The organism is Marinicellulosiphila megalodicopiae, assembly GCF_045862395.1.
In the GTDB taxonomy this organism is placed as follows: Bacteria; Pseudomonadota; Gammaproteobacteria; order Pseudomonadales; family Natronospirillaceae; genus Marinicellulosiphila; species Marinicellulosiphila megalodicopiae.
Genome location: NZ_AP023087.1, coordinates 2,599,534 through 2,625,483 on the forward strand (window position 1 = coordinate 2,599,534; position 25,950 = coordinate 2,625,483).

The 25,950-nt window shown below is 37.8% G+C and carries 29 protein-coding genes and 2 tRNA genes; 20 read left to right on the plus strand and 11 right to left on the minus strand.

Annotated features, from left to right (window positions below; genetic code table 11):
- The first annotated feature begins 334 nt into the window (after positions 1-334).
- Genes TYM08_RS11155 through TYM08_RS11175 form a run of 5 tightly spaced genes read left to right on the plus strand, consistent with a single transcriptional unit; the run spans position 335 to position 3,234 of the window.
- Complete coding sequence (locus tag TYM08_RS11155) at positions 335-865, plus strand: pilus assembly FimT family protein (RefSeq protein ID WP_422379226.1); 531 nt, start codon at positions 335-337, stop codon at positions 863-865.
- Between the two features lie 11 nt (positions 866-876).
- Positions 877-1,377 carry a pilus assembly FimT family protein gene (locus TYM08_RS11160; RefSeq protein WP_422379227.1) on the plus strand — a complete coding sequence of 167 codons (501 nt, stop codon included), beginning with the start codon at positions 877-879 and terminating at the stop codon, positions 1,375-1,377.
- Complete coding sequence (locus tag TYM08_RS11165; protein ID WP_422379228.1) at positions 1,370-1,879, plus strand: type IV pilus modification PilV family protein; 510 nt, start codon at positions 1,370-1,372, stop codon at positions 1,877-1,879. The genes TYM08_RS11160 and TYM08_RS11165 overlap by 8 nt, the downstream gene beginning before the upstream one ends.
- On the plus strand, positions 1,872-2,810 hold the full coding sequence (locus TYM08_RS11170; protein WP_422379229.1) for a pilus assembly FimT family protein: 939 nt from the start codon (positions 1,872-1,874) through the stop codon (positions 2,808-2,810). Before TYM08_RS11165 ends, TYM08_RS11170 begins: the two co-directional genes overlap by 8 nt.
- Positions 2,800-3,234 carry a hypothetical protein gene (locus TYM08_RS11175; protein ID WP_422379230.1) on the plus strand — a complete coding sequence of 145 codons (435 nt, stop codon included), beginning with the start codon at positions 2,800-2,802 and terminating at the stop codon, positions 3,232-3,234. The genes TYM08_RS11170 and TYM08_RS11175 overlap by 11 nt, the downstream gene beginning before the upstream one ends.
- On the opposite strand, the gene lpxK is transcribed toward TYM08_RS11175, so the two are convergent.
- The 6 genes from lpxK to ffh all read right to left on the minus strand — a co-directional run bounded on the left by lpxK (position 3,231) and on the right by ffh (position 10,216).
- The gene (lpxK, locus tag TYM08_RS11180) at positions 3,231-4,205 is read right to left on the minus strand and encodes a tetraacyldisaccharide 4'-kinase (protein ID WP_422379231.1); all 975 of its coding nucleotides are present in this window, start codon (positions 4,203-4,205) and stop codon (positions 3,231-3,233) included. The two genes, TYM08_RS11175 and lpxK, sit on opposite strands and share 4 nt — an antisense overlap.
- Before the next feature lie 4 nt (positions 4,206-4,209).
- On the minus strand, positions 4,210-5,934 hold the full coding sequence (locus TYM08_RS11185) for an ABC transporter ATP-binding protein (protein WP_422379232.1): 1,725 nt from the start codon (positions 5,932-5,934) through the stop codon (positions 4,210-4,212).
- Positions 5,935-5,946: 12 nt separating this feature from the next.
- On the minus strand, positions 5,947-6,363 hold the full coding sequence (locus TYM08_RS11190) for an ExbD/TolR family protein (RefSeq protein ID WP_422379233.1): 417 nt from the start codon (positions 6,361-6,363) through the stop codon (positions 5,947-5,949).
- Positions 6,364-6,366: 3 nt separating this feature from the next.
- Entirely contained in the window at positions 6,367-6,978 is a 612-nt protein-coding gene (locus TYM08_RS11195) for a MotA/TolQ/ExbB proton channel family protein (protein ID WP_422379234.1), read from the minus strand.
- 439 nt (positions 6,979-7,417) lie between these two features.
- On the minus strand, positions 7,418-8,776 hold the full coding sequence (locus TYM08_RS11200) for an aldehyde dehydrogenase family protein (RefSeq protein WP_422379235.1): 1,359 nt from the start codon (positions 8,774-8,776) through the stop codon (positions 7,418-7,420).
- A gap of 69 nt (positions 8,777-8,845) precedes the next feature.
- Positions 8,846-10,216, minus strand: a complete 1,371-nt coding sequence (gene ffh, locus TYM08_RS11205; RefSeq protein ID WP_422379236.1) for a signal recognition particle protein — start codon at positions 10,214-10,216, stop codon at positions 8,846-8,848.
- A 234-nt stretch (positions 10,217-10,450) separates the two neighbouring features.
- On the opposite strand from ffh, the gene TYM08_RS11210 reads away from it, so the two are divergent.
- Complete coding sequence (locus tag TYM08_RS11210) at positions 10,451-11,029, plus strand: hypothetical protein (protein WP_422379237.1); 579 nt, start codon at positions 10,451-10,453, stop codon at positions 11,027-11,029.
- Positions 11,030-11,116: 87 nt separating this feature from the next.
- Here TYM08_RS11210 and TYM08_RS11215 read toward each other — a convergent pair whose 3' ends face one another.
- From TYM08_RS11215 to TYM08_RS11230, 4 genes are all read right to left on the minus strand, one after another.
- Positions 11,117-11,419: a BolA family protein gene (locus tag TYM08_RS11215; protein WP_422379238.1), complete on the minus strand. Its 303-nt coding sequence runs from the start codon at positions 11,417-11,419 to the stop codon at positions 11,117-11,119.
- Positions 11,419-11,856: a LysM peptidoglycan-binding domain-containing protein gene (locus tag TYM08_RS11220; protein WP_422379239.1), complete on the minus strand. Its 438-nt coding sequence runs from the start codon at positions 11,854-11,856 to the stop codon at positions 11,419-11,421. Before TYM08_RS11220 ends, TYM08_RS11215 begins: the two co-directional genes overlap by 1 nt.
- A gap of 162 nt (positions 11,857-12,018) precedes the next feature.
- The gene (locus TYM08_RS11225; protein WP_422379240.1) at positions 12,019-12,975 is read right to left on the minus strand and encodes an IS5 family transposase; all 957 of its coding nucleotides are present in this window, start codon (positions 12,973-12,975) and stop codon (positions 12,019-12,021) included.
- Positions 12,976-13,010: 35 nt separating this feature from the next.
- Positions 13,011-14,237: a transglycosylase SLT domain-containing protein gene (locus tag TYM08_RS11230; RefSeq protein ID WP_422379241.1), complete on the minus strand. Its 1,227-nt coding sequence runs from the start codon at positions 14,235-14,237 to the stop codon at positions 13,011-13,013.
- Between the two features lie 167 nt (positions 14,238-14,404).
- On the opposite strand from TYM08_RS11230, the gene TYM08_RS11235 reads away from it, so the two are divergent.
- The 3 genes from TYM08_RS11235 to TYM08_RS11245 are packed head-to-tail and all read left to right on the plus strand — an operon-like array spanning position 14,405 to position 16,330.
- Positions 14,405-15,205, plus strand: a complete 801-nt coding sequence (locus TYM08_RS11235; protein ID WP_422379242.1) for a class I SAM-dependent methyltransferase — start codon at positions 14,405-14,407, stop codon at positions 15,203-15,205.
- Positions 15,206-15,214: 9 nt separating this feature from the next.
- Entirely contained in the window at positions 15,215-15,922 is a 708-nt protein-coding gene (gene dnaQ / locus TYM08_RS11240) for a DNA polymerase III subunit epsilon (RefSeq protein WP_422379243.1), read from the plus strand.
- On the plus strand, positions 15,923-16,330 hold the full coding sequence (locus tag TYM08_RS11245; RefSeq protein ID WP_422379244.1) for a YqaA family protein: 408 nt from the start codon (positions 15,923-15,925) through the stop codon (positions 16,328-16,330).
- 91 nt (positions 16,331-16,421) lie between these two features.
- Here TYM08_RS11245 and TYM08_RS11250 read toward each other — a convergent pair whose 3' ends face one another.
- Positions 16,422-16,763, minus strand: a complete 342-nt coding sequence (locus TYM08_RS11250) for a VF530 family DNA-binding protein (protein ID WP_422379245.1) — start codon at positions 16,761-16,763, stop codon at positions 16,422-16,424.
- Between the two features lie 197 nt (positions 16,764-16,960).
- On the opposite strand from TYM08_RS11250, the gene TYM08_RS11255 reads away from it, so the two are divergent.
- The 11 genes from TYM08_RS11255 (at position 16,961) to TYM08_RS11305 (ending at position 25,938) form a co-directional block, all read left to right on the plus strand.
- Positions 16,961-18,232, plus strand: a complete 1,272-nt coding sequence (locus tag TYM08_RS11255; protein WP_422379246.1) for an aminotransferase class I/II-fold pyridoxal phosphate-dependent enzyme — start codon at positions 16,961-16,963, stop codon at positions 18,230-18,232.
- 154 nt (positions 18,233-18,386) lie between these two features.
- A complete protein-coding gene (locus TYM08_RS11260; protein ID WP_422379247.1) occupies positions 18,387-19,085 on the plus strand; it encodes a c-type cytochrome in 699 nt (232 codons plus the stop codon).
- 76 nt (positions 19,086-19,161) lie between these two features.
- A complete protein-coding gene (locus tag TYM08_RS11265; RefSeq protein WP_422379248.1) occupies positions 19,162-19,545 on the plus strand; it encodes a hypothetical protein in 384 nt (127 codons plus the stop codon).
- 8 nt (positions 19,546-19,553) lie between these two features.
- Positions 19,554-21,557 (plus strand): excinuclease ABC subunit UvrB, encoded by a 2,004-nt coding sequence (gene uvrB, locus TYM08_RS11270; RefSeq protein WP_422379249.1) that lies wholly within the window; start codon positions 19,554-19,556, stop codon positions 21,555-21,557.
- A gap of 140 nt (positions 21,558-21,697) precedes the next feature.
- Positions 21,698-21,774: transfer RNA gene (locus tag TYM08_RS11275), tRNA-Val, on the plus strand.
- 151 nt (positions 21,775-21,925) lie between these two features.
- The gene (gene thrS / locus TYM08_RS11280; RefSeq protein WP_422379250.1) at positions 21,926-23,839 is read left to right on the plus strand and encodes a threonine--tRNA ligase; all 1,914 of its coding nucleotides are present in this window, start codon (positions 21,926-21,928) and stop codon (positions 23,837-23,839) included.
- A gap of 20 nt (positions 23,840-23,859) precedes the next feature.
- A complete protein-coding gene (gene infC / locus TYM08_RS11285; protein WP_422382831.1) occupies positions 23,860-24,393 on the plus strand; it encodes a translation initiation factor IF-3 in 534 nt (177 codons plus the stop codon).
- A 107-nt stretch (positions 24,394-24,500) separates the two neighbouring features.
- The gene (gene rpmI / locus TYM08_RS11290; RefSeq protein WP_422379251.1) at positions 24,501-24,695 is read left to right on the plus strand and encodes a 50S ribosomal protein L35; all 195 of its coding nucleotides are present in this window, start codon (positions 24,501-24,503) and stop codon (positions 24,693-24,695) included.
- Between the two features lie 24 nt (positions 24,696-24,719).
- On the plus strand, positions 24,720-25,079 hold the full coding sequence (rplT, locus tag TYM08_RS11295) for a 50S ribosomal protein L20 (RefSeq protein ID WP_422379252.1): 360 nt from the start codon (positions 24,720-24,722) through the stop codon (positions 25,077-25,079).
- A gap of 145 nt (positions 25,080-25,224) precedes the next feature.
- Complete coding sequence (locus TYM08_RS11300) at positions 25,225-25,692, plus strand: cytochrome c (protein WP_422379253.1); 468 nt, start codon at positions 25,225-25,227, stop codon at positions 25,690-25,692.
- A 161-nt stretch (positions 25,693-25,853) separates the two neighbouring features.
- Positions 25,854-25,938 (plus strand) — tRNA-Leu (locus tag TYM08_RS11305).
- Positions 25,939-25,950 lie beyond the last annotated feature (12 nt).

Below are 25,950 nucleotides of genomic sequence, written 5' to 3' on the forward strand. Positions count from 1 at the left end.
CTGATTTACACCTACTTACTTTAATTAAATCATTGAACCCCTTGATTCCACTGATGCATTGTATTTTTGCGTCAGAAAACATTCTTTTTTCAATAAAATGTAACTTTTTAATTCTATTTATTGTAATTTTTTGTGACATTTAGAATGACTTTGTAATGTGTGAAGTACGACAACATTATTAACCGACAATTTTTTGATTTTTTTATCAGAACCTAAATAGTTTAATGGGATATAAAATATTTTCATTAAACAAAGCCACTTTTTAAATGTGATTTTTAAGCTAATCTGAAAAATGAAGTAATCAAACTTACAATAAAGTTAACGGAGCGATTAGATGTCTCAACTTTCAATATCACACATGTACACACAAAAAGGTTTCACTTTAATAGAACTTATTATGGTGATTGTAATTCTTGGAATTTTATCTGCCTTTGCAATTCCCAAATTTGCCGATTTGGGCGACAGTGCAAAAGATGCAATTTTAGATGGCGCACGGGCATCCGTATCCTCTGGTAATGCGATTGCCCATTCTGCATCCCTTGCAACAAATAGTCCCACAACGGTCACATTGGAAGGCACAGCTTACGCCCTAAGTAATGGTTATCCAACAACCGCTACCATTTTAACCATTGCAGGTATTTCTTCAGGTGCTGGTGGCGATTATGCCGTTTATGCTGATTCAGCATCGCCTGATGTTGTAGCAATTACAGTAAGCGGTGCAGTAACTGGTGATAATTGTTTTGCATATACTGAAGCTGCATCTGGTGGTGCATCAAGCATAACCATAATGGGGGTATGGACGGACGTAGATAGTAGCGGTACGTTAAATGCTGCCGACACATGTTCATCTGTGACCATGCAATAATTGAGTGACTTATGCTGCTTAACTTTCGCTTCGTGCAGCAACATCAAAATGGCTTTACATTAATTGAATTAATTATGGTCATTTTGGTGTTATCCATTTTAAGCGCAGTCACTATTAGTAAATTTCCAAACACAGCAATATATGATCAACGATATTTTGTAGATGAAACCATCAGTGCCATTAAATTTGCTGCAAAAAAATCAAAAACCAGCGGTTGCCCAGTTAAATTAACTTTAACTGTCAATAGTTATCAGATCACAATTGATCCTGCTTGCTCTACCAATTTTACTCAAACATTAACTTTGCAAGACCAATCCACCGCCTTACAAAATAGCAATTCAGTTGGGGTGGTTATCACAAGTAATCCTTTAGAAATTATTTTTCATTCAAATTTTACTATAACAAATACAAGTGATGTTTTATTGGTAGCCCACCCTATTAATTTTTCTAGCGCACTAGGTTTGAATCAAACCTTATATTTAGAAGGACAAACGGGATTGATTTATGAATAACAAAAATATCCATAATCAAATTGGCGTAACACTTATTGAACTAGTAATTAGTATGGTGATTCTTTCAATTATGATCGTTGCCATGTTTGAAGCCATGGCCTCCATTTCAAAATCAAATGCCGATCCAATGCTAAGAGCACAGAGTTTAAGTATTGCGCAATCTTACTTAGAAGAAATTCAGTCTAAAGCCTTTTTAGATCCAACTACTAACTCTTGGTGCGGTGTATCCATGCCAACTGATTCAAGTCGCTCAAGCAGAGCGCGTTTTGATGATATTTGTGACTACCAAAGTTTACCTGACACCGTGGTTAGAAATTTAAATAATACTGCAATTGCGTCTTTAGCTAATTATCAAGTCACCGTATCAATAACAGCAGATGCAAGCGTCGATTTAGAAGGGTTATTAGGCACAGCAAATGATTCAGCCCTTATAACAGTAAACGTCACATCTGCTGACAATCAATCTGTACAACTGAATGTATATCGAGCAAATAATGATTAATATTAAATCCAAAACCAATTTAAATGGGTTTACATTGATTGAATTAATCATGGTCATTACTTTAATGTCAATTTTAGCTGTGGTTATAACCCCAATTCTTTCTAGACCATTTGCAAATTATCAAACGCAATATGCAAGACAAGAGTTAGTGCATTTAGCCCAAAGTAGCGCCGATAAGATTTCACAAGAACTAAAACAAGCGCTGCCTAACTCTATTAGAATTTCAGCCGATGGATCCACTTTAGAATTTATATTAATTGAACAAGGAGGAAGATACCGCTCGTCTATCATTGCTAGCGATAACACCGCTTTAACAGCTTCTCAAGCTGACAGTCAATTTACAGTGCTTGGCGAATTTGGATCATATAACAACGATAATGTACGCTTGAGTTTATTTAATACCAATGCCACGCAACTGTATAATCAAATAGTATTAAGCACCGACCAAACCACTGTAACTGCTGCTAATAACAATATTCAAGTCAGCCCATTAGCTGTCACAGCCTGCAGTGATGATTGCTCACAAACAGCCAATACTGCACCGATTACATCGGTTACTTTACAACGAGCTCATCAATTTGACAGCCAAGGATTTGGCTCACCTAGAAATAGAATTTTTTTATTTTCAACGGGAGTGATCTATCAATGTGGATTAGATACCGCGGCGGCTGACGGGTCATTAAATATCGTACGTTATCAAAATTACGATTTTGCAAGCGATCAAATTGACTTAGATACTCGAACTGAAATTGAAGCCTCTACTAATGAGTCAAGTTCAATATTGAGCCAAACCCTTTCTGATTGTGAATTTAGTTACACGCAGGGCAATAGCACAAGATCTGGTGTGATTGAAATTTCTATCACCATGGAAAATTCTATTGCAGGAACCATCACATTATTAAAACAGGTCTTAGTTCAAAATGCGCCTTAAAATCAGTGAGAAATCCAATCAATCTGGAATGGCGTTAGTTGCCGTGATATTCATCATGCTTGTAATTGGCTCATCGATCGTCATGATGATGAAATTTTCAAATATCGCTCAAGCGGACATTGACCAATCCTTACAAGCAAATCGTGCCGACTTATCAGCAAAATCGGCATTAGCCTGGGGTATTTACCATGCAAAAAATGACAATAATTGTGATAATGCAAGAATCCCTAATACAGCTAACCCTACGGATACGATTGAGTTAACGGCATTTGTTGGTTTTGAAATGACTGTCAGTTGTGTTTTAAATCAATACAATGGCGGAATTAATATCATGGTATTAACCGCAACATCCGAATTTGGATCGAATCCAAGCTCAAATGATTACGTATGGCGCTCTATTTCAGCGTCAGTAGAAATTTATTAATTGGCTAATATCGCTATTTTTATTGCTTCGAGATTATTTTCATCCATTGTTGCTTCGACCTTACAATAATACAATCCATCAATATTGTTTAAATCAAACCCTCGACACTTAACAAAATCCTTTTCTGTCATAATAATATTGCCTTTCAATTTTTTTAAATCCTGTTCAATAAAACCATGATGATCCCTAAATTCTAAAGTTGAATATTGAGGCACAAATTCATTAACCAACTTATAAAAAGATTCAGGATTAGCAATAGCACTGACCAATGTAATATTTTGCAAATCTGCAATATTGATTCTTTCATTTTTTTGATTGTAAAAGCCTAAACACTTTATATTAAAACTCGGGATAGTCGGCTGAATTGAGTGATGTGATTTTTCACCTTTACAAAAAACAAAGTCTGCTTGTTTTAAAAATGCTTTTGTTTGCCTTAAGGGCCCTGCTGGCAACAACCAGCCATTGCCAAATCCACGCAATCCATCTATCAAAACTATATTTAAATGTCTTGGCATTTGCCAATGCTGTAAACCATCGTCAGATAAAATGACATCCACATCATATAATTGGTTAATTTTTTTGATGGCTAACATTCTTTTTTTAGAAATCACAACGGGAATATTTAGATTTTGTGCATGGGTTAATGCTTCGTCCCCTGCATGTTTAGCAAGACTATCAGGCAAAACCACAAAGGGCTCCCAAGGTGGCATCGCCCCATAACCTCTTGCAATAATAGCAACACTTATATTTTGAGAAATTAAATAGTTTGCTAACAGTTGAATAAAAGGTGTTTTACCTGTTCCACCCGCTGTTATATTTCCGACAACCACTATTTTTGTTTGATTGTTTAATTCTATTTTTTTTCCTTTATTTTTTTTTATGGCAATATCAATGTATGACAAAACAAAATACAACGCTGAAAAAGGCAATAACAAAAGTGATTTAAAATTTTTAGTTTGCCAGAGCTTCATGAATTCATTCCGTTTGATTTAACATCAATTTAAACAACCCATCTTGCTGACTTAATTGTTCGTAATGACCAGATTGTTTAATTTGCCCATTTTCTAACACAATAATTTTATCTGCATTTTTGATTGTCGATAATCGATGTGCAATCACTAATGTGGTTTTGTTTTGCATTAAATCATTTAACGCTTGCTGTACTTTGGCTTCTGATTGGTTATCTAAGGCAGAAGTTGCTTCATCTAATAATAAAATTGGCGCATCTTTTAAAAATGCGCGAGCAATAGCAATGCGTTGTTTTTGACCACCAGAAAGATTTGAACCATCTGCTTGTATCATAGTTTGCAACTGGCCATCCATATGCTCAGCAAACTCCCAAACATGGGCATGAATAGCCGCTTTTTTTACATTTTCTTCATTGGCATGAGGCTGACCAAATGCGATATTGTCATATAATGTTCCAGCAAAAATAATTGGCTGCTGTGTCACTAAAGCGATATGACTTCTAAGACTGTGAAGTGTCAACTGATCAATAGACTGATTATTTATTTGAATACAACCAGATTGAGCATTATATAATCTCACAATCAATTGAATTAAAGTACTTTTACCTGAACCAGAACGTCCAACAAGAGCAACTGTTTGACCGGATCGAATTTCGATATTAATTTTATCTAGCACCGTTTTTTCTGATTCGGGGTATGTAAATTCTAAATTTTTGATAGATAAATCACATTTTTTTTCATCTAAAATATCTGTGCCACTGTCTTGCTCTTTGACTAAATCCATTTGAGAAAACACCATTTTACTGGCTTCAGAGATTTTATTGTAACGATCATTCAGTTTAGATAAATTTTTAAACGGCCTTGCACACCCAACTAATGCAGTAAAAACTGCAACCAATTTACCCACTTCGACTTCAAGGTTAAACGATGCCCAAATAACAATCCCCAATCCAACACCTGAAATAACATTGACAATTAAAATAGAAAAACATTTGGTTACCACTACTTTAATACTTTGAGATTTGGTTACTTTGCTTTGAGATGAAAACTTACCAAATTGATTATCTTGCTGAGTAAAGACCCTAATTACTTCTTGACCTTTTACATTTTCATTAAATGTTTCTGTCAAAACTCCAAGTGATTTTTGTACTTTTCTATTATATTTTCTAAAAAACTTAGTGCTATAGCTCACTGAAAAAGCAATAAATGGAAATACTGTAAAAAAGACTAACGTTAACTCCCAACTTTGATACAAGGCAGCACCAATAAAGGCAATTATACCTAATGCATCTCTTAGTATTACCGTTAAAAAACCAGAGTAAAAAGTTCGCATTTGCTCAATATTAAAAATAAGTTTACTGAGCATTTCTCCTGTTGATATATTTTTTATAAATTGAATATCAGTAAATTGCAGTTTTTTAAAATAATCAATTCGAATTTTATGGCCAACTTCAAATCCAATTCGTTCAATGAAATAAACGGCAATGAAATTACTCAAGCCCAAAAACACAAATAATAAAAATATTTTAAACGGCAAAGTTAATATCGAATACTGTATTTCTTCGGATAAAAAATCAGGTGATCCAAATGTTTTTGCTGTTGATGTTAATTCGGCAATCATTGAAATTTGTAATGATTGAGCAAAAGCAGCGCATAAAAATCCAACAACCGTTAAGATCCAATATAATTTATATGTTTTTGAATAGCTAAAAATCCGACTGAATATACTCATAAATACTAATGATTACTCTTGAAGTTGTTGCGTCACTATAAATAAGTTTTGATAACCCATGCTTGCTAAGGTTTGTGTGACAAGTACATAACTTTCGATTGGAGATTTTTGATCGGCTCGGTAATAAAACTTTGTGTCTTTTGGCAGACTCATTTCACCTAATACATACTTTAAATTATTTTCACTGTTTTTATTTAAAGTTTGATCATTCACTGAAATCTTCCCTGAAGCATCAACAATTATTTCAATTTTCTTATCATCAGATTGCACTGTATTGCTCGATGATTGTGGCAAAGTGATGTCTTGCTCATAATTTTTATTAAATGTCGTACTGACCATAAAAAAGATAAGTAATAAAAAGACGACATCTATTAGAGGCGTTAAATTGACTTGCGCCTCTTCTCTTTGTTTGGTTCGAAATCTAATCACGAATCAATCGTCCTTTTCAGTATGGATCGCATCAACTAATTTAGTACTGGCCTGCTCCATAGAAATCAACAGGTTATCGACTTTACGCTGAAGGGCTCGGTGAAAAATCATCGCAGGGATTGCAACCGTTAAACCTGCTGCTGTGGTTATTAATGCTTGCTGTATTCCGCCAGCTAATGGCGCAGGGTTTCCAGCACCTCCTATCATTAATTCACCAAATACATCAATCATTCCAATAACTGTGCCTAACAACCCCAATAATGGCGTTACCATAACAATGGTGCCTAAAAGACTTAAAAAACGTTCTAATTCGTGAGATACGTGAGTTCCGCTTTCGATAATGGCGTCTTTCATGGCTTCACGACCGTGTTTAGATGCGGTTAAACCTGAAGATAAGATTTGTCCAAATGCAGAAGATTGCTTTAATTGTTTGAGCTTATTACCATCTAATTGATTGTTTTTAATCCAACCCCAAACCTGAGGTAAGGTTTCTTTTGGTTGAACAGCATTTTGGCGAAGCGCCCAGTATCTTTCTGCAATAATAGCAATGGATAAAATAGAACTTGCAACAATGGGGATCATTAACCACCCACCTTGACGAATAATTTCAAACACAGTGAACTCCTATAAAAAAACAGCGGGCACTTTACCATAAAACCTTTGAATTTCGTAACACTGTTCATCACGTTTTCGGCTCAAATTTTAGACTGTTTTTTATGCAACCCCATCCATATATCATTTGTATTTTCAACATTTATTTTTAATAAATAAAGGCAAAAAATTGTTGCTTTTCGTTCAAGCCAGACAATATCTAGGCTCAACTCTGTCAACGGTTATACACAATATTTTGAAAGTATCATTTTTCTGTCACATGAGCCGAATATCGAATTTTGACCGTCAAAACTCTGCTAACCCCTTGATTTGTATGGGTTTTGAGCTGACTATTTTTTAACCAAAGGTAAACATCCTTGTGTTTTTCTATGCGCGAGCAGGTTAAATAACAGTTACTCACAAACTTATCCACAAATTCTGTGGACAACATTAATGCACCATTTTAGTGAGCTGTACAATAATGCACCAACATAAATTCTTTAATTCCTTCCAAAGCTCCCTCACGGCCATATCCCGAATGTTTGATACCACCAAATGGCGCATAGGCATTAGAAATTACACCTGTATTTATAGCCAACATTCCTACTTGGATATTACGTGCACCCTTTTTAATCTCGGCATCGTTTTCGGTGAATAAATAAGCGGCTAACCCCATTTTAGATTGATTGATATGTTCGATCAGTTTGTCTAAATTTGAATAACTACTCATGGACAAAACAGGAGCAAACCATTCTTTATGCTCATTGTGATCAGGGTATAAATTTTGTTTAAGCAGCATAGGTGTAAAACAAGTGCCGTCATAAGCATTTTGCCCTACTGCTAAAATCTGTGCGCCAGATTGCATAAGCTGCGCTACCCACTGTTTAGTTTGCTCATACGCCTTTGCGTGAATCATTGGGCCAATTGATGTGTTTTCATCTAATCCATCACCACATACAAGCTGCTGGATTTTTTCGCTCAATTTGGCTGTTAATTCCGCTTCAACGGACTCATGAACATACAAATGATTAATAGCCACACAGGTTTGACCTGCATTTCGAAATTTTGCCTGCATGATGCCAGCTACCGCTAGGTCAATATCTGCAAATTGCGACACAATACAAGGCGCGTCGCCCCCAAGCTCTAAAGATAATCGCTTAATATCAAAAGCAGATTGCGCAATTAATAACTGCCCTACTCGTGTTGAACCTGTAAATGATATTTTACGAACACGACTATCTTGCATAATGATTGAACTAAACAATGCAGCATCACTGACACATAGCTCTAACAAACCCGATTTATTAAACGCCTGATCAAATAATTGAACCATTGCTTTTGCGGATAACGGGGTTAATTCTGAACATTTGGCAATCACTGTATTTCCTGCTGCAATGGCAGGTGCAATTTTACGAACCAACATTGCGATAGGAAAATTCCATGGCGTGATAAACGCACAAACACCCATTGAACGCAGGGACACCCAAACGGAATCAGCGGTTTGTTTGGCCTCAAAAAACGACTCATCTTTGATTAACTGCGCATAATACTCAATATAAGACAGCGCGTAATCCACCTCACCTATCGCCTCAATTAAAGGCTTACCCTGCTCTTGAGTGATCAACCCTGCCAATAGTGGCTTTTGTTGGGTTAACAGTTGCGCCCAACGCTCTAACCCTTCTATCTTTTGTTTTAATGTGAGTGGTTGTTTGTAGGCATCGGCGCATCGATCTATTTTTTGTTTGATGATTAATTCATCATCTAAAGGACATTCACAAATTATTTCTTGAGTAAATGGATTCTTAACTGAAACTGTATTCATAACTCACCTTAGACATTTAAAATAAACACACATAAAAAAAGCCACATAAGTGGCTTTAATTAAGACAATTTACATTCTTGGCATTCCGCCACCGCCGCCTGGCATCATGCCATTCATAGAGCGCATCATTTTAGACATGCCGCCTTTTTGGCTCATTTTCTTCATCATTTTTTGCATTTGCTTAAACTGCTTTAACAAACGATTCACATCTTGAATCTGCTTACCTGCACCTGCTGCAATTCGCTTTTTACGTGAGCCTACAATCTTGTCTGGAAAACGACGTTCCATGGGTGTCATTGAATTAATCAATGCTTCCATTTCAACGAACATTTTGTCATTTACCATGCCAGCTGCCTGTTTCATACCGCCCATGCCAGGTAATTTGTCCATTAAGCCGCCAATGCCGCCCATGTTTTTCATTTGCTCTAATTGATCTTTAAAATCAACTAAATCAAAGCCTTTGCCTTTTTTGATTTTTTTAGCAAGTTTGTCGGCTTTGTCTTTATCAACTTTACGCTCTACTTCTTCAATCAGCGATAACATATCGCCCATATCTAAAATACGAGACGCGATACGATCTGGATGAAACGGCTCTAACGCATCGACTTTTTCGCCCATACCCATAAACTTAATAGGCTTACCAGTAATTTGACGAACAGATAACGCCGCACCGCCTCGAGCATCACCATCGGCTTTGGTTAAGATCACACCGGTTAACGGTAAAGCATCGTTAAACGCTTTAGCCGTATTCGCCGCATCTTGACCGGTCATGGCATCAACCACAAACAATGTCTCAATTGGCGTAATGTGCGCATGTAGATCTTGAATCTCAGTCATCATGGCATCATCAATTGCCAAACGACCTGCTGTATCGACGATTAACACATCCGCATAAGACGTTTTAGCGCTTCTTAATGCAGCAGATGCGATGTCTTTTGGATCTTGATCAACAGTAGATGGAAAGAACATTGCGCCCACTTCAGCACTTAATGTTTCTAGCTGTTTAATCGCCGCTGGACGATAAACATCCGCAGACACCAACATGACTTTTTTCTTTTCACGTTCAATTAAGAACTTAGCTAATTTAGCAGCAGAGGTGGTTTTACCCGCACCTTGCAAACCTGCCATTAAAATTACTGCTGGCGGTTGAGCGGCTAAATTTAAGGATTCGTTTTTCTCGCCCATTACCATTTCTAGTTCAGATTGGACGATCTTTAGAAATTGCTGACCTGGGTTTAACGCTTTTGCGACTTCGCTGCCAACAGCACGTAGCTTAACGGCTTCAACAAATGTCTTTACCACAGGCAATGCAACATCCGCCTCTAATAAGGCCATACGCACTTCACGCAACGTGTCTTTAATATTGTCTTCTGTTAATTTTGCCTGCCCAGTTATTGACTTTAAACTGGCCGACAAGCGTTCGCTTAAGCTTTGAAACATCGGTTAGTAATCCTGATATTTAATAATTCGCGCGATTATATCCTTTGAGGACACAAGGCTCAATGGCTGGATGTAAATCAACGGGGCTAACGAGCTTTTTATCAATATTGAACCACGATTCAATTTAAAGCAGCACCCTAATATTTAAATAGTATTTATTATTTAGATTTATATAATGCCTCATAAAATAACGAGCATTTTATGCTATTAAACTTTATAAAGAGGAACGAGAAAATGAAAAAAATACTTTTAACTGCTGGTATCTGTAGTGTGTGCGTGACAGCCATGTCCGCAAACATTGGTGAAAACTTTGAAGCGGGCAGCTTTCAATTAGGTGGACATGCATCTTTTTACAATAATGACGGCGAAACAACTTTTAGATTTGAACCTAATGCCACCTTTTTTGTTTCTGAAGGTGTTTCAACAGGTGTCAACTTTAATTATAGATCTACAAATAATAGCAATGACATAAAAGACTCTTACTTCTCACTAGGCTCTTCAATCAATTACACATTTGGTTACGTTGCTACCGCTCAATCTGGTATAGCTTATAAAGTAGGAGCAAGTGCATACTTAAGTAAATATAAATATGACGGTGTAGGCTATGATGCAAATATATGGGTTAATCCGTTTTTTAGAGCTGATTATTTCTTAAGTCCTAGAATCAGCGTTTACGGTGTTACCTCACCAATAGACTTTAATTTAACAGCTGGCGAAAATGAGGATTTCGTAAATACTGAATTAAGTTTTACAGTTGGCTTAAGTTATACATTTGCAAGAAAAGACATTATTTGGGATAACGTAAGCAAATAAATTATTACACTTAAAAAAAAGGGTTCAACTTACCAAGGTTGAACCCTTTTCAATACTTAATTAATACAAGTGCATCTTGAAAAATTCTTAAATATTTTTACCTGCACAATTAGGCGAAACAGGTACTGTTTGTTTTTTAGCCCATTGATCAATGGTAAACGGATGAATTGCCAAAGCATGAATCTCTCCTGCCAACTCTTCTTTTAATATCTCATAAATCATTTGATGACGCTTAACGGGCATCACGCCTTTAAAATGATCACTGACAATCACTAATTTAAAATGTGAGTTTTGTGCAGGCCCAGAATGCATGTGTGACTCATTTTGAATATCTAATAATTCAATTGGGTTTATGGCGTTTTGTATTTTTTGCTCTAACAGTTCAATCATCAGTTTTGGCTCGTTTCGTTTACATTGACATATAAAGTCAGTACTTGTTTGGGTTGTAAATATTTACCCATAGGTTGATTCCATTGTTTAATTTCATCCAATGTCACATTAAATTTTAAAGCAATGGCAAATAATGAATCTCCGTTTCGCACGGTGTATCTTATTTTTTTGATGACTGCATTATTGTCAGTATTTTTTTGCCATATCACCAATTTTTGTCCAAGTCGTAATGTATCACTTGGTGCTAACCCATTCCATTTGGCTAACGATTGGACACTTACATCATAAGCTTGAGACAAACTCCAAAACGAATCGCCTTTTTTTACCACATGGGTCGACTTCATAGTATTTTGTGGCTGTCTTGCTTGTTTTTCTTCGATGCGATTAGATTCGCTGTAAGCATACAAACTACTTTTCTGCGAAGCCGTTGGAATCAATAACGTTTTACCTAAGGAATCTCTGATTTAGAATCCTAAAGACTCAATAAAAAAAATCTTACAATTTTTTTCTAAAAAACACCCTGAAATTGCGAAAAAACTCGCATACTTCCTAGAATTTGACTGGTTTGCCAAATTCTAGGCACAACTCGCCTAGTTCATTTATAAATTCCTCATCATATAAATATTGGCTAACGTAAATAACATCGTCAGCTGTGCCGCATTTTTTGCCAGCCCTTTGTATTTCACTTTTCGAAATCCAAACTGACACTTTACGATTCTAAAAATATGCTCCACCTTCGCTCTTAATTGCGCCTTTATTTTTTCCGTGGCTTTTTTGTCATTGTAAATTGTGCCCGTCCCGTGTTTTTTTACTAATGAACTTGGTCGCTCTGCGATCAGCCATTGGGCTGAAACATCTTTATTTTCTTCACGCTGATCCGCACCTAAATACCCGCTGTCACCACCTATTAATTTTTCTTCACCGTGCAATAAATTATGCGCTTCGGTCACATCATGATGATTAGCCGATGTAAATGTCATGCTGTGCGCCACGCCTGTGTGCATGTCGACACCCACGTGCGCTTTCATTCCAAAATAATATTGATTCGCTTTTTTGCAGGAATGCATTTCTGGATCGCGTGCTTTCGATTTGTTTTTGGTTGAAGGTGATGCGTGAATAATTGTGGCGTCCATCAGTGTCCCTTCTTTTAATAATACACCTTGATCAACCATAATTTGGTTCATGGCTTGTTGCATTTTTTCTTGTAATTTATGCTTCTCAAGCAAATGCCTAAATTTTAAGATGGTCGTTTCATCAGGAATTTTATGTGTTAATTCTAATCGAGCAAATTGTCGCATAGATGCAATTTCATAAAGTGCATCCTCCATTGATGGATCACTCATCGTATACCAGTTTTGCATTAAATGAACACGAAGCATCGTTTCAAGCGGGTAAGGCTGACGACCTTTTTTATGCATTTTTGGATAAAATGGCTCGATGATAGGCAGAAAAACGCCCCAAGGAACAAGTTCTTCCATTTGATTAAGGAATTTTTCTTTTCGAGTTTGTTTTCGTTTTAAATGGGATTCTGCGTCTGTAAAGCTGAGTTGTTTCATGTGATATATAGGTTTTATTTAAAATTAATGGACACTCATATTTTAGCATTATTTAAACAGAGTTTCCCTAAGCGAATTTTATCATTGGTTAAATTATTATATTCACGAATTAACTCTTTAGTTGAACCATATTTAACCGCTAATGAACTAACAGTATCTCCAGATTTAATTTTGTGATGCACCCAAGCAATGCGCTTTTCAGGTGGCACATCAATTAAGGCTTGTTCGAATATTTCTTTTTTATCAATGGGGACTAATAATTGATGCGGTCCATTTGGACTGGTTGCCCAACGATTAAACCCAGGATTTAGTTTATATATTTCATCTAAATCCGTTTGCGCCATATTGGCAGCTTGAGCTAAATCGATTTGGCTTTGAGTATCAACTTGAGCAAAGTACGCTTCATTTTTAACCGAAATTAAATTCACGCCATATCGATTAGGATCTTGAAAAATCTTTGAAATGGCAATTAATTTAGGGACGTAATCTCGGGTCTCCTTTGGTAGTGATAACGACCAAAAATCAGTGGGCTTACCCAATGCTTTATTTTTACGCATTGCTTTTTGTACGGTACCAGGGCCAGAATTGTAAGCCGCCAAGCCTAGCATCCAATCACCACCAAAGTAGCGAGTAAGCGAAGTTAAATAGTCTAATGCGGCATCTGTTGAAGCCACGACATCACGCCTACCATCGTACCACCAATCTTGTTTTAAGCCTTTTTCTTTACCTGTACCTGGAATAAATTGCCACATGCCACTTGCTGCTCCATGTGAATAAGCAAATGGATCAAATGCGCTTTCAACAATTGGCAATAATGCTAATTCAGAGGGAATGCCACGTTTTTCGATTTCTTCAATAATATGATAAATGTATCGAGAAGAACGATTGACCATTTTGTCGATATAATTTGGGTAACGTAAATAAGTGGCTAAATGCTTTTGGATTTGTGCGTTATCGATTGAAAGGTTTAATTGGCTATTACGGCGCACACGCTGCCAAACATCATCTGGATACAGAGCATATTCATCAAATTCATAAGCAATGATTTGCTGAATATTAGAATTAGGTAAAACAGTAGCTACGGGCGCTTGCATTAAATCCAGAAGATCATCCATTTGCGTAGGCTCAAATAAACGATCAGCTATAGATTGAGAATTGGAAGGGTTAGAGTGATACTTTGAAGTCGAAATGCTTTGACAGCCACTGATCATAAGGTAACTGAGAACAACCAATATTGTAATTTTAAATTTAACTACCATCATTTTTTACTCTTTTCATCCCATTTATTAACAACATTGCCTTTTATAGAACCCAATTCTCAATAAAGAACGAAGGTGGCAACTTATTAAATTATAACCTGTGTGCAAGAAGTTTTGCTATATATCTGAGCATTTGTAAAAATAGCGTTTTTCATTTTCTAGGTTGCGTCATGGTTAAACGAGTTACCAAACCAATCAAGCAGTGGTTCAGCTCACGGGGTGATTTACCACAAAAGCGCGAAAACGATTTAAATCATTGGTTTCAAACCCCATTAGGTCAATATGTATTCGCTCAAGAGCGCAAACAGATCCAATCAATTTTAAGTAGCAAAGTAGGACAACATATTTTGCAATTAGATTCCGGACTGTATCAACCTTTGTTTGATAACCACCGTTTTGGTTGCGGGACATTGATTTCAGTCAATGAAAATCGAGCCCCCTGCCCCACCATTTGTTGCAAACCTGAAGCTCTAGGCATTGCCAATGAAAGTGTGGATGCCATACTTGCCCACCACCTATTAGATTATTGTGATAATCCATATGAAAGCTTAAGAGAAATTTCTCGCGTTTTAATTCCAGGTGGCGATTGTATTTTTGTGGGGTTTAACCCTTACAGTCTATGGGCGTTACGTGGTCTGTTAGCTCGATTATTTAAAAGAGCCCCTTGGAATGCTCGGTTTATTTCATATGGTCGCATACAAGACTGGATGCAATTATTAGAATTTGAAGTGCAAGAACGTTACTCTTTAGTGTATGCGCCCCCTTCAAGTAAATTTGTAGGCTCCAGTAAATTAGGTAAATTATTTTCACCCCTGCGCTATATTTTCCCATGGTCAGGTGCTGTGAATATTATTGTTGCAAAAAAGAAAACACCGGGCATGATTATGACCCCTCAATTTGAAAAAGCCATGATTTTAAATGCCGTACAGAATCAAAAAGTATCAGCGGCCAATCCAACACGAAAAAATTAGGACACGTAAATGAGACAAGTTGTACTGGATACCGAAACCACAGGTATCAGCGTAAGAGACGGCAACCGTATTTTAGAAATTGGTTGTGTAGAAGTGATAGACCGAAAATTAACGGGAAATCATTACCATGTTTATATCAACCCACAAAGAGAAAGCGAAGAAGGTGCGTTGCGCGTTCACGGCATCACTACAGAATTTTTAAATGACAAACCATTATTTGAACAAGTCGCTCAAGACTTTTTTGATTTTATTAATGGGGCACAACTTGTCATTCATAATGCGCCATTTGATATTGGTCATATGGATGCCGAATTTAGACGCCTAGCAAAAAAAGGCGGTAAAGACTTTGGTAAAACAGAAGATTTTTGTACTGTTGTTGACACTCTTGCTATGGCAAAAAAGATGTATCCGGGAGCTAAAAACAACCTTGATGCATTATGCAGAAGATTTGGCATTGATAATTCACACCGAACTCTACACGGCGCATTATTAGACTCTGAAATTTTAGCCGACGTTTATTTATTAATGACAGGTGGGCAGTCAGACCTATCATTAGATGCAAGCCAAGATGAAGGTGCAATCAATTCAGAAACTCGTCGCGAAAATACAATTTCAAACTTAAAAGTCATCAGAGCATCACCAGAAGAAATTGCTTCACATATTTCATTTTTAGAAATGATGGACAAGCAAAACGATGGCAAAACCCGTCAATTTTAAATGGATGTCCTTTATTTATTTATACATTCACTGATTGCCTCCACAATTATCCCAATCTCTTCTGAGATTGGATTAGCAGCATTAGTTCATCAATTTCCACATAATGCAGTTATCTATTTAATTTTTGCAACAATTGGCAATACATTAGGATCGATCATCAGTTATTACTGCGGACGACTATTAACTAAATGGCAAACAATCAATGCCTATTCAAATAGTCAAACCAAATTAATGGCATTATTAAAACGATACGGTGTTTGGGTTTTATTATTTGCTTGGCTACCGATTATTGGAGATTTTTTATGTGTGGGTGCCGGTGTATTACGATTGAATATTTGGCTGAGCAGCTTACTGATTTTAATTGGTAAAAGTCTTAGGTACTGTTTAGTGATTGTACTGGTTATCTAGAAACAAACACACTCCTCCCGTTTTTCCTTAATGTGTCCCCACTTTTCATTCCACCTACCTTTCATTCCACCCACTTTTCATTAACTGCAAATCACTTGTCCAACCAAGGATTAAATCCACGTGATTCTTTAATTTTCTTTTGTTTTTCTAAGAATATTTTGCTTCTTTCACTGGATGGTGGAATGTAGTTTTTATCAACAAATGTCCACACCCACAGGGTTTCAACCTTTTGTCTTGCCCAGGGAGTTTTTCTTAAAAACTTAAGGGTCGACTTTACAGACTGATTACTTTTAAAACAATTTAAAGGGATTTTTTTCGCCAATATTTCCCAAGAAAACCTCTGAGTTAATTCAGTGACCACTCGGTCCAACCTCACTCCATGAAGTGGATCATTAGAAGGCTGTTTTTTTTCAGGATTATCTTGCTCACTCATTTGCTGTATTCTTACTTATAAAAAAGCGGATTTTACACTTTTTCTACTAAAACATCCCTTTTTGTTGTTATATTTTCACAAAATGTGATTTTAGCAAAAAATAACTTTCCTATTGCATTCATACAGCTATAATTCGCAAGTTTGCCTTTAAGCATCTCGGCTTGGCAGTAATCGTCTTCTTTTATAAGGGTGCCCTCGTGGATTTGAACAACGCTACTTCAGAACAACTGATTCAACTTGAACAATCATTATCCGAGCAATATCAACAACTTCAAGCTTTGAAATTAAACTTAGATTTAACTCGCGGCAAGCCATCGGCTGAACAATTAAGTTTATCAAACGCGTTGGATGGCATATTAAACGGTGACTATATAAGCAAAGACGGTACAGACACTCGCAATTATGGTGGACTTGAAGGCATTATAGAATCCCGCGAAATGGGCGCTACAGTATTAGATATGCCAATTGAAAACATTCTTGCCCAAGGCAGCAGTTCATTAACGTTAATGTACCAACTTATGAGCACAGCTTATTTCTTTGGTTTAACAGGTAAACAAAGCGCTTGGCACTTAGCCCAAGAAGTTTCGGTGATTTGCCCGGTTCCTGGTTACGATCGCCATTTTAGTATTTGTGAACAGCTTGGCATCAAAATGATTAACGTACCAATGACCTCAAACGGCCCTGATATGGATGTCGTTGAATCATTAATCAAACAAGATAGCAGTATTCGTGGTATGTGGTGCGTACCTAAATATTCCAATCCGACAGGTGTGGTATATAGCGATCAAACCGTTGAGCGCATTGCTAAATTAGGCCAAATTGCCCATAAAGATTTTCGTGTATTTTGGGACAACGCTTACGCTATTCACGATTTAAGCGACAACCCAGTTAGCCTGTCTTCAATTTTTTCAGCCTGCGATCAAGCCAACACCCAAGACAGCGTATTGCAATTCGCCTCTACCTCTAAAGTCACTTTAGCGGGTGCAGGTGTAGCATTTTTAGGAGCAAGTGAAACCAACTTAAAAGGGTTCAAAGCGGTACTTGGGGTTCAAACTATCGGACCTGACAAAACCAATCAATTACGCCACGCTCGTTTTTTTGAAAAACCAGAAAGCTTAAAAGCGCACATGAAAAAACACGCTCAAATCATCAAACCTCGTTTTGACAGTGTTTTGGCACATTTAGAAAAAGAATTTTCTAATACCGATTTAGGAAAATGGGAAAGTGCCGATGGAGGGTATTTTATATCCTTTGACACCCAAAAAGGTCTGGCTAAAAAAGTCGTACAACTTGCAGCCGATGCAGGCGTAAAACTGACCCCTGCTGGTGCGACCTTTCCTTATGGTAACGACCCAGAAGACAGCAACATCCGCATTGCTCCGACCGTCCCTACAGTCAAAGAAGTGGATCAAGCGATGCAGATCTTTACTTTATGCGTTAAACTGGCTAGCGTACAACAACGTTTATAATCATTTTAAAGTTAATTAGGTCACACCTTTTTTAAGTTATCGTTCCATAAGGTGTGATTTATGTTCTGTCTTTGTAGTATGAGTGTTTGCCCACAGAAAACTACACGACACTGAGCAATAATGATTTCAGTTAATACCTTTATAGGGGAAGGTCATGATCAAAACAATTTCAGCATTTACAATTTCAGCAGTAACATCCGTTTTACTTTTATCATCATGTGTCGACGAATTTGAAGCGCAAGTTGAGGAAATCGCCAGAGGTCAAGAAGTTTTTGAAAATTATTGCGCCGACTGTCATGATTTAGGCGAAGAAAATGGCAAGTTTTATTTAGGTGTCACCTACCATTTATCTGATCTTGAAGAATACATCCAAACGGATATGCCGTATAACGAAGCAGATGATTGTGATGCACAATGCGCATCGGATGTTGCAGCTTATATCCAAGATCAAATGTGTACAGGCGAAGAGGACCTAACACTTTGCGATGAAAATGGCAAAACTGGAACAGCTACTATCACCAACTCAGAAATTGGTGCAAAAATCGCACGAGGCTCAGTTGAATTTAAATACGTTTGTAGTGATTGCCACGCAACACCAAATTCAAATGAAGTTAAAAATGGCCCTGATTTATTTGCAGCCAATGCCCCATTCTTTTCTGGCGAAGGCATGAAAACTTATATCACAGCCAATATGCCAAAACCATTTGCCGAATTCCAGCAATACGCACCTGAAGATTGCGACGCAACTTGTGCAGACGAAGTCACTTTATATTTACAAAGCGAATATTGTGACAGCAATCCAGAATATGCATTTTGTGCCGACTACGACAAAACATTATATACTGGCAAATAGTTTAAACTCATTCCAAAAAAGCCTGAATCCTGATAGGATTCGGGCTTTTTTATACCCAAGACAAAAAGGTTTATTTATGCGTTTACTTTCAATTTTTTTACTTTTCTTCTGCTTAGTTAGCTGTAACAAGTCAGCTCAAAGCCCGAGCCTTTCTCCTGAAGTTGTCGCTACTTCATTTATACTTGAAGTATTTGCTAAACATGACACCATTAAAGCAGCTGAATTTGCAACAGGTGAGTTTAAAGACAAAATTGCTAATTCAAATGAAGAAGAAATTAAGCAATTAAATCAAATTTCCAATTTCACTTATTCTAATGTCGTCACCGAAACCAAACAATCAACAGGCCTTAGCGTTGTGACGATGGATACGATTATGAACATTCAAGATCAACAATTCAAAGGTAAAAAAACAGTTGTTTTAAAATTAGTAGACAACCAATGGCTGGTTTATAGCCTTTAGGAAACATCATGAGCCGCCCTTTAAAAGTTGTATCCAATTACAAACCTGCTGGTGACCAACCACAAGCGATCAAACTATTGGTCGAAGGAATTAACGCAGGTTTAGCCGCGCAAACCTTACTTGGGGTAACGGGCTCAGGCAAAACATTTACCATTGCAAACATCATCGAACAAACCGGTCGCCCTGCGATCATTATGGTGCACAACAAAACCTTAGCAGCCCAACTTTATGGAGAATTTAAAGAGTTCTTCCCTAATAACGCCGTTGAATATTTTGTGTCTTATTACGATTATTATCAGCCTGAGGCATATGTTGCGGCCTCTGATACGTTTATTGATAAAGACTCCTCCGTTAACGAGCACATCGAACAGATGCGTTTATCTGCTACCAAAGCACTACTTGAACGAAACGACTGCATTGTGATTGCAACGGTTTCGGCCATTTACGGCCTTGGCTCTCCTGAATCTTATTTAAAAATGATTTTGCACATTAGCGTTGGTCAAATCGTAAATCAAAGAGATATTTTGCGTCAGTTAGCGCAATTGCAATATGTTCGAAATGATGTGGATTTTTTTCGTGGGCAATATCGCGTTAAAGGTGATGTGATTGATATATTTCCTGCTGAATCTGAAATTGAAGCACTGCGTATTGAGTTATTTGACGACGAAGTTGAACGCCTTACATTGTTTGATCCATTAACTAATGAAAACTTAAGAAAAGTGCCGCGCTTTACGGTTTACCCTAAAACTCATTACGCAACACCTAAAGACATTATCTTAAAAGCCTGCGACCAAATTAAAGTAGACTTAAAAGCGCGTCTTGAGTTTTTTCATCAAGAAAATCGATTAGTCGAAGCACAGCGTATTGAACAACGCACCAATTACGATTTAGAAATGATGCAAGAGCTTGGGTTTTGCACAGGCATTGAAAACTACTCGCGCTATTTAACCGGAGCAGAACCAGGTCAAGCGCCGCCTACTTTTTTTAATTACCTACCAAAAAACGCATTGTTGTTTATTGATGAATCTCACGTCACCATTCCGCAAATTGGCGCCATGTATAAAGGCGATCGATCTCGAAAAGAAAACTTAGTCAATTACGGCTTTCGTTTACCCTCTGCATTAGACAACCGCCCTCTTCGCTTTGAAGAATGGGAACGCCTAGCACCTCAAGCGGTTTATGTGTCGGCAACGCCATCTAAATACGAAGCAGAACACGCACAAGCAGTAGTTGAGCAATTAGTTCGCCCAACTGGCTTATTAGACCCTATCATTGAAGTGCGTCCACAAAGCACACAGGTTGACGATTTACTTGAAGAAATTCGAGTAATTACTGCAAAAGACGAGCGTGTATTAGTCACCACCCTCACCAAACGTATGGCCGAAGATTTAACCGATTACTTCACCGAGCACGGCATTAAGGTTCGATATTTACATTCTGATATCGACACAGTTGAACGCACCGAAATTATTCGCGATTTACGCTTAGGTGAATTTGACGTGCTTGTTGGTATCAATTTATTGCGCGAAGGATTAGATATGCCTGAAGTATCTCTAGTGTGTATTTTAGATGCAGACAAAGAAGGTTTTTTACGCTCAGAGCGATCGTTAATCCAAACCATTGGTCGTGCTGCTCGTAACATTAATGGTCGTGCGATTTTATACGCCGATAAAATTACAGACTCCATGCGTAAAGCCATTGATGAAACTCAGCGCCGCCGTGAAAAACAAATCATTCATAATAAAAAATTAGGCATTACACCTCAAGCCATCGTTAAATCGGTGCGAGACATCATGGAAGCCGTGCCTGGAAAAGCGGCAAGACGCGAACAGGTTAAAGAACACAATTTAAAAGAATACGACCGAAGCACTGAACAGATGAATCCATCACAACTCGTTAAAGAAATAGGCCGATTGGAAGATTTGATGTACAAAGCCTCTAAAGCAATGGAGTTTGAAAAAGCCGCCAGCATTCGCGATCAGTGGATCAAACTGAAAGAAAAACTAAAATAATCGCACATAGCCTTTAACAAGACACTCATATTTTTGGAATTTCTGAGGTAATTTTAATAAATTGCCAGATCCTAACAACAAATACTTGCACCTTTTTTAAAATTTCCTTAGAATCCGCGCCTCTTTGAGATTATCTCAATAGGAACGTAGCTCAGCTGGTTAGAGCACCACCTTGACATGGTGGGGGTCGTTGGTTCGAATCCGATCGTTCCTACCAAATTTCATAATGCTGTTACGACAACATTATCCTAAAAAAGCGCACCTACTGCGCTTTTTTTATAAATAAAAGAAACACATCCACATAATGTGCTTCGTAATATGACAAGTGACTCCTAGTATGAGTCACCACTGCAAAAGAGGATGACAACATGCCTATTATTACCCTACCTGACGGTTCCACACGTGAATTTGAACAAGCCGTAACTGTATTAGAAGTCGCTCAAAGCATCGGAACCGGTTTAGGCAAAGCAACCATTGCAGGCCGAGTAAATGGTTTATTAGTAGATGCTTGTGAAATCATTTCTGAAGATTCAACATTAATGATCATCACCGCAAAAGACAAAGATGGCATAGAAATCATTCGCCACTCTTGTGCGCATTTATTAGGCCATGCCATTAAGCAATTATGGCCAAACACGAAAATGGCAATTGGTCCTGTTATCGACAACGGTTTTTACTACGATGTTGACATGGAAGAGCCTTTACACGAAGACGACTTGAAAAAACTTGAAAAACGCATGAAACAACTTGCGAAAACAGGTTACCAAGTTGTTAAAAAGACCGTACCTTTAAGTGAAGCAAAAGCCGTATTTGAAGAACGCGGCGAGCCGTACAAATTAGAAATTATTGAAGGCATCGACGCAGATGCAACTCCAGGCTTATATCACCACGAAGAATACATTGATATGTGCCGCGGCCCTCATGTACCTAGCATGAAATTTTGCCAACACTTTAAGTTAATGAAAGTAGCCGGTGCATATTGGCGTGGCGATAGCGACAATAAAATGTTGCAACGTATTTACGGCACTGCTTGGGAAGATAAAAAACAATTAGCAGGTTACATCACACAACTTGCTGAAGCTGAAAAACGCGACCACCGTAAATTAGGTAAAACACTTAATTTATTCCATTGGCAAGACGATGCTCCTGGCATGGTGTTTTGGCACAATGATGGATGGACAATCTACACAGAATTAGAAAAATTCATTCGCTCAAAATTACGCGAATACGATTACGACGAAGTGAAAGGCCCTTTAATGATGGACCGTACACTTTGGGAAAAATCAGGTCACTGGGAAAAATACGCCGACGGCATGTTTACTACCCATTCCGAAAAACGCGAATACGCTATTAAACCTATGAACTGCCCAGGGCACGTTCAAATATTTAACCAAGGTTTGAAATCTTACCGTGACCTACCATTACGTATGGCTGAATTTGGCTGCTGTCACCGTAATGAGCCTTCTGGTTCATTACACGGACTAATGCGTGTACGTGGATTCACTCAAGATGACGCGCATATTTTCTGTACAGAACAACAAGTTCAAGAAGAAGTGAGCAAGTGCATCAAGTTAGTCTATGATGTGTACGAATCATTTGGTTTTGAAGATGTGATTGTTAAGTTATCAACACGCCCAGAAAAGCGCATTGGTTCTGACGAAATGTGGGACAAGGCAGAACAAGGGTTAGCCCAAGCATTAACAGACAGTGGTATTGAATTTGAATATTTGCCAGGAGAAGGTGCGTTTTACGGACCTAAGATTGAATTCACATTAATGGATTGTTTATCTCGTGCATGGCAATGTGGTACAGTGCAGCTCGATTTTGCACTGCCTGAACGTTTAGGTGCAACTTACGTTGGTGAAGATAACGAACGTTACACACCAGTCATGATTCACCGAGCGATCTTAGGATCACTTGAGCGATTTATCGGAATTTTAATTGAGCAATACGCAGGAGCCATGCCACCTTGGTTAGCCCCTACCCAAGCAGTAATTTTGAATATTACTGACAAACAGGGAGAATATTGCACAAAAATACACGATTCTTTGAAAAAACTTGGGTATCGAGTGAAATCGGACTTGAGAAATGAGAAGATCGGCTTTAAAATCCGCGAACATACTTTACACAAAGTTCCATTCTTAATTGTAGTGGGCGACAAAGAAGTAGAAAACGACGTCATTGCGGTTCGTTCTCGTAAAGGAGATGATCTAGGCCAAATGAGCTTAGAAGCATTTACCGAATTACTTGATAACGAAATTAAAAAAGCAGGACGAATTTAGAACTAATCGGAGAGATAATTATTAAACGCGAAACACCAGCCAAAAAAGGTCGTAATTTAGTTAACGATCAAATCGAAGCGACAGAATGTCGTTTGATTAATGAGAAAGGCGAACAAGCCGGAATCGTCACTATTGAAGAAGCTCGAACGGCTGCGCGTAGCGTATCTCTAGATTTGGTTCAAATAGCCAATTCTGATCCCGTTGTCTGTAAAATAATGGATTTCGGGAAAAAGGTCTTTGAAGAGAAAAAAGCGAAAGCGGCTGCTAAAAAGAAACAAAAGCAGACTCAAATCAAAGAAATGAAATTTCGTCCTGGGACGGAAGAAGGGGATTACCAGGTAAAACTACGCAACCTGGTACGTTTCCTTGAAAACGGCGATAAAGCCAAAGTATCACTTCGCTACCGCGGAAGAGAAATGGCACACCAAGAGCTCGGAATGAAATTACTCAAGCGAATTGAGGAAGATCTGAAAGAACTCGGCACAGTTGAGCAATTCCCGAAAATGGAAGGCCGTCAATTGATGATGGTGTTAGCGCCTGTTAAGAAAAAGTAACGTAGTAAACTAGACTCCCCTAAGTGTGGTTGCTTAGGAGGTAATTCATCGGAATCATCCGGTTAATTATTTGGGTCTTTTGGTAAAACGAATGCGGAGTATTTAAAATGCCGAAAATGAAAACCGTTTCAGGTGCTGCAAAGCGCTTCAAGAAAACTGCGAATGGCTTTAAGCATAAGCAATCTTTCCGTAGCCACATATTGACCAAGAAAAGCACAAAACGTAAGCGTCAGCTTCGTGGAATGCTGCAAATCGCGAAAAGTGATATTGCCTTAGTTAAACGTATGTGCCCATACATCTAATTTAATTTAGTAGGAAGATAGAATATGCCTAGAGTAAAACGTGGTGTGACCGCTCGTAAGCGTCACAAAAAAATATTAAAGCAAGCTAAAGGTTATTACGGAGCACGTTCACGTGTTTATCGTGTTGCCAAACAAGCTGTTATCAAAGCTGGACAATACGCTTACCGTGACCGTCGTCAACGGAAACGTCAGTTCCGTGCACTATGGATTGCGCGTATTAACGCAGCAACTCGTTTGAACGATATGTCTTACAGCCGTTTCATCAACGGTTTGAAAAAAGCAGACATCACTATTGACCGTAAGGTTTTAGCTGATATCGCTGTTTTCGATAAAGAAGTATTTGCACAATTAGTAACTAAAGCAAAAGAAGCCTTAGCTGCATAATTAGCTTTATGAAAAAATATAAAATGGTCACTTGTTTTCAAGTGGCCATTTTTTTTACCCAAAATAAACGCTATAGTAAACAGCATAAGGAATCACCTAATTGTAATAAGGTGCACCCTATTCATTTTAAACTGGAAAAATAACTATGACATTAACAAAAACACTATCAAGCTTAACCCTACTTTGCGTAACGAGCTTTACATTAAACGCTGCTGACATGAAAGAAATGACGATCACTGAATCCATCGAAGCTCGTCAAGAAATCATGAAAAAATACAAAAGCTGGGACAAAAAACTAGACAGCCAATTCAAAGCGGAACAAGCAGACTCAGCTATTCTAAAAGAAGCCGCTAAATTTTTTCAAGCGAACTCAAGTGATGCATTTTTAGCATTCTTTCCTGAAAAAGTTACACCTGATGGCGTAAAAACCGCAGCAAAAAGTGGGATTTGGCGCTCATGGGAAGAGTTTTCTGCAATTACGAATGATGTAAACTTACAAGCAAGCGAAGCCTTACAGTTTCTAGAAAATGGCGACATTAAAAGCGCAACAAGCTCAATCAGTGAGATAACTAATAGCTGTCGCTCTTGTCACAAGAAATTCAAGGCTCGATAAACTTATCGGCAAAAGGCCGTAGTGAATAATTTTAAGGTGTAATTTCCCCTGCACCTTAAAATTTTCAATAAAAAGAACAACTTACAACAAAAAAACATTGACTCAAAATGAAATTCCCTTAGAATGCGCAGCTCTTCAACGCAATCTATTTAAAGCGTTAAGCCGGTGTGGTGAAATTGGTATACACGACGGATTCAAAATCCGTTGCCGCAAGGCGTGGCGGTTCGACTCCGCCCACCGGTACCACTATTTAAAATC

Coding starts and splice junctions, on each gene's coding strand:
- TYM08_RS11155 (WP_422379226.1), top strand. CDS start 335: ATGTCTCAACTTTCAATATCACACATGTACACACAAAAAGGTTTCACT.
- TYM08_RS11160 (WP_422379227.1), top strand. CDS start 877: ATGCTGCTTAACTTTCGCTTCGTGCAGCAACATCAAAATGGCTTTACA.
- TYM08_RS11165 (WP_422379228.1), top strand. CDS start 1,370: ATGAATAACAAAAATATCCATAATCAAATTGGCGTAACACTTATTGAA.
- TYM08_RS11170 (WP_422379229.1), top strand. CDS start 1,872: ATGATTAATATTAAATCCAAAACCAATTTAAATGGGTTTACATTGATT.
- TYM08_RS11175 (WP_422379230.1), top strand. CDS start 2,800: ATGCGCCTTAAAATCAGTGAGAAATCCAATCAATCTGGAATGGCGTTA.
- lpxK (WP_422379231.1), bottom strand. CDS start 4,205: ATGAAGCTCTGGCAAACTAAAAATTTTAAATCACTTTTGTTATTGCCT.
- TYM08_RS11185 (WP_422379232.1), bottom strand. CDS start 5,934: ATGAGTATATTCAGTCGGATTTTTAGCTATTCAAAAACATATAAATTA.
- TYM08_RS11200 (WP_422379235.1), bottom strand. CDS start 8,776: ATGAATACAGTTTCAGTTAAGAATCCATTTACTCAAGAAATAATTTGT.
- ffh (WP_422379236.1), bottom strand. CDS start 10,216: ATGTTTCAAAGCTTAAGCGAACGCTTGTCGGCCAGTTTAAAGTCAATA.
- TYM08_RS11210 (WP_422379237.1), top strand. CDS start 10,451: ATGAAAAAAATACTTTTAACTGCTGGTATCTGTAGTGTGTGCGTGACA.
- TYM08_RS11215 (WP_422379238.1), bottom strand. CDS start 11,419: ATGATTGAACTGTTAGAGCAAAAAATACAAAACGCCATAAACCCAATT.
- TYM08_RS11225 (WP_422379240.1), bottom strand. CDS start 12,975: ATGAAACAACTCAGCTTTACAGACGCAGAATCCCATTTAAAACGAAAA.
- TYM08_RS11230 (WP_422379241.1), bottom strand. CDS start 14,237: ATGATGGTAGTTAAATTTAAAATTACAATATTGGTTGTTCTCAGTTAC.
- TYM08_RS11235 (WP_422379242.1), top strand. CDS start 14,405: ATGGTTAAACGAGTTACCAAACCAATCAAGCAGTGGTTCAGCTCACGG.
- dnaQ (WP_422379243.1), top strand. CDS start 15,215: ATGAGACAAGTTGTACTGGATACCGAAACCACAGGTATCAGCGTAAGA.
- TYM08_RS11245 (WP_422379244.1), top strand. CDS start 15,923: ATGGATGTCCTTTATTTATTTATACATTCACTGATTGCCTCCACAATT.
- TYM08_RS11250 (WP_422379245.1), bottom strand. CDS start 16,763: ATGAGTGAGCAAGATAATCCTGAAAAAAAACAGCCTTCTAATGATCCA.
- TYM08_RS11260 (WP_422379247.1), top strand. CDS start 18,387: ATGATCAAAACAATTTCAGCATTTACAATTTCAGCAGTAACATCCGTT.
- TYM08_RS11265 (WP_422379248.1), top strand. CDS start 19,162: ATGCGTTTACTTTCAATTTTTTTACTTTTCTTCTGCTTAGTTAGCTGT.
- uvrB (WP_422379249.1), top strand. CDS start 19,554: ATGAGCCGCCCTTTAAAAGTTGTATCCAATTACAAACCTGCTGGTGAC.
- thrS (WP_422379250.1), top strand. CDS start 21,926: ATGCCTATTATTACCCTACCTGACGGTTCCACACGTGAATTTGAACAA.
- rpmI (WP_422379251.1), top strand. CDS start 24,501: ATGCCGAAAATGAAAACCGTTTCAGGTGCTGCAAAGCGCTTCAAGAAA.
- rplT (WP_422379252.1), top strand. CDS start 24,720: ATGCCTAGAGTAAAACGTGGTGTGACCGCTCGTAAGCGTCACAAAAAA.
- TYM08_RS11300 (WP_422379253.1), top strand. CDS start 25,225: ATGACATTAACAAAAACACTATCAAGCTTAACCCTACTTTGCGTAACG.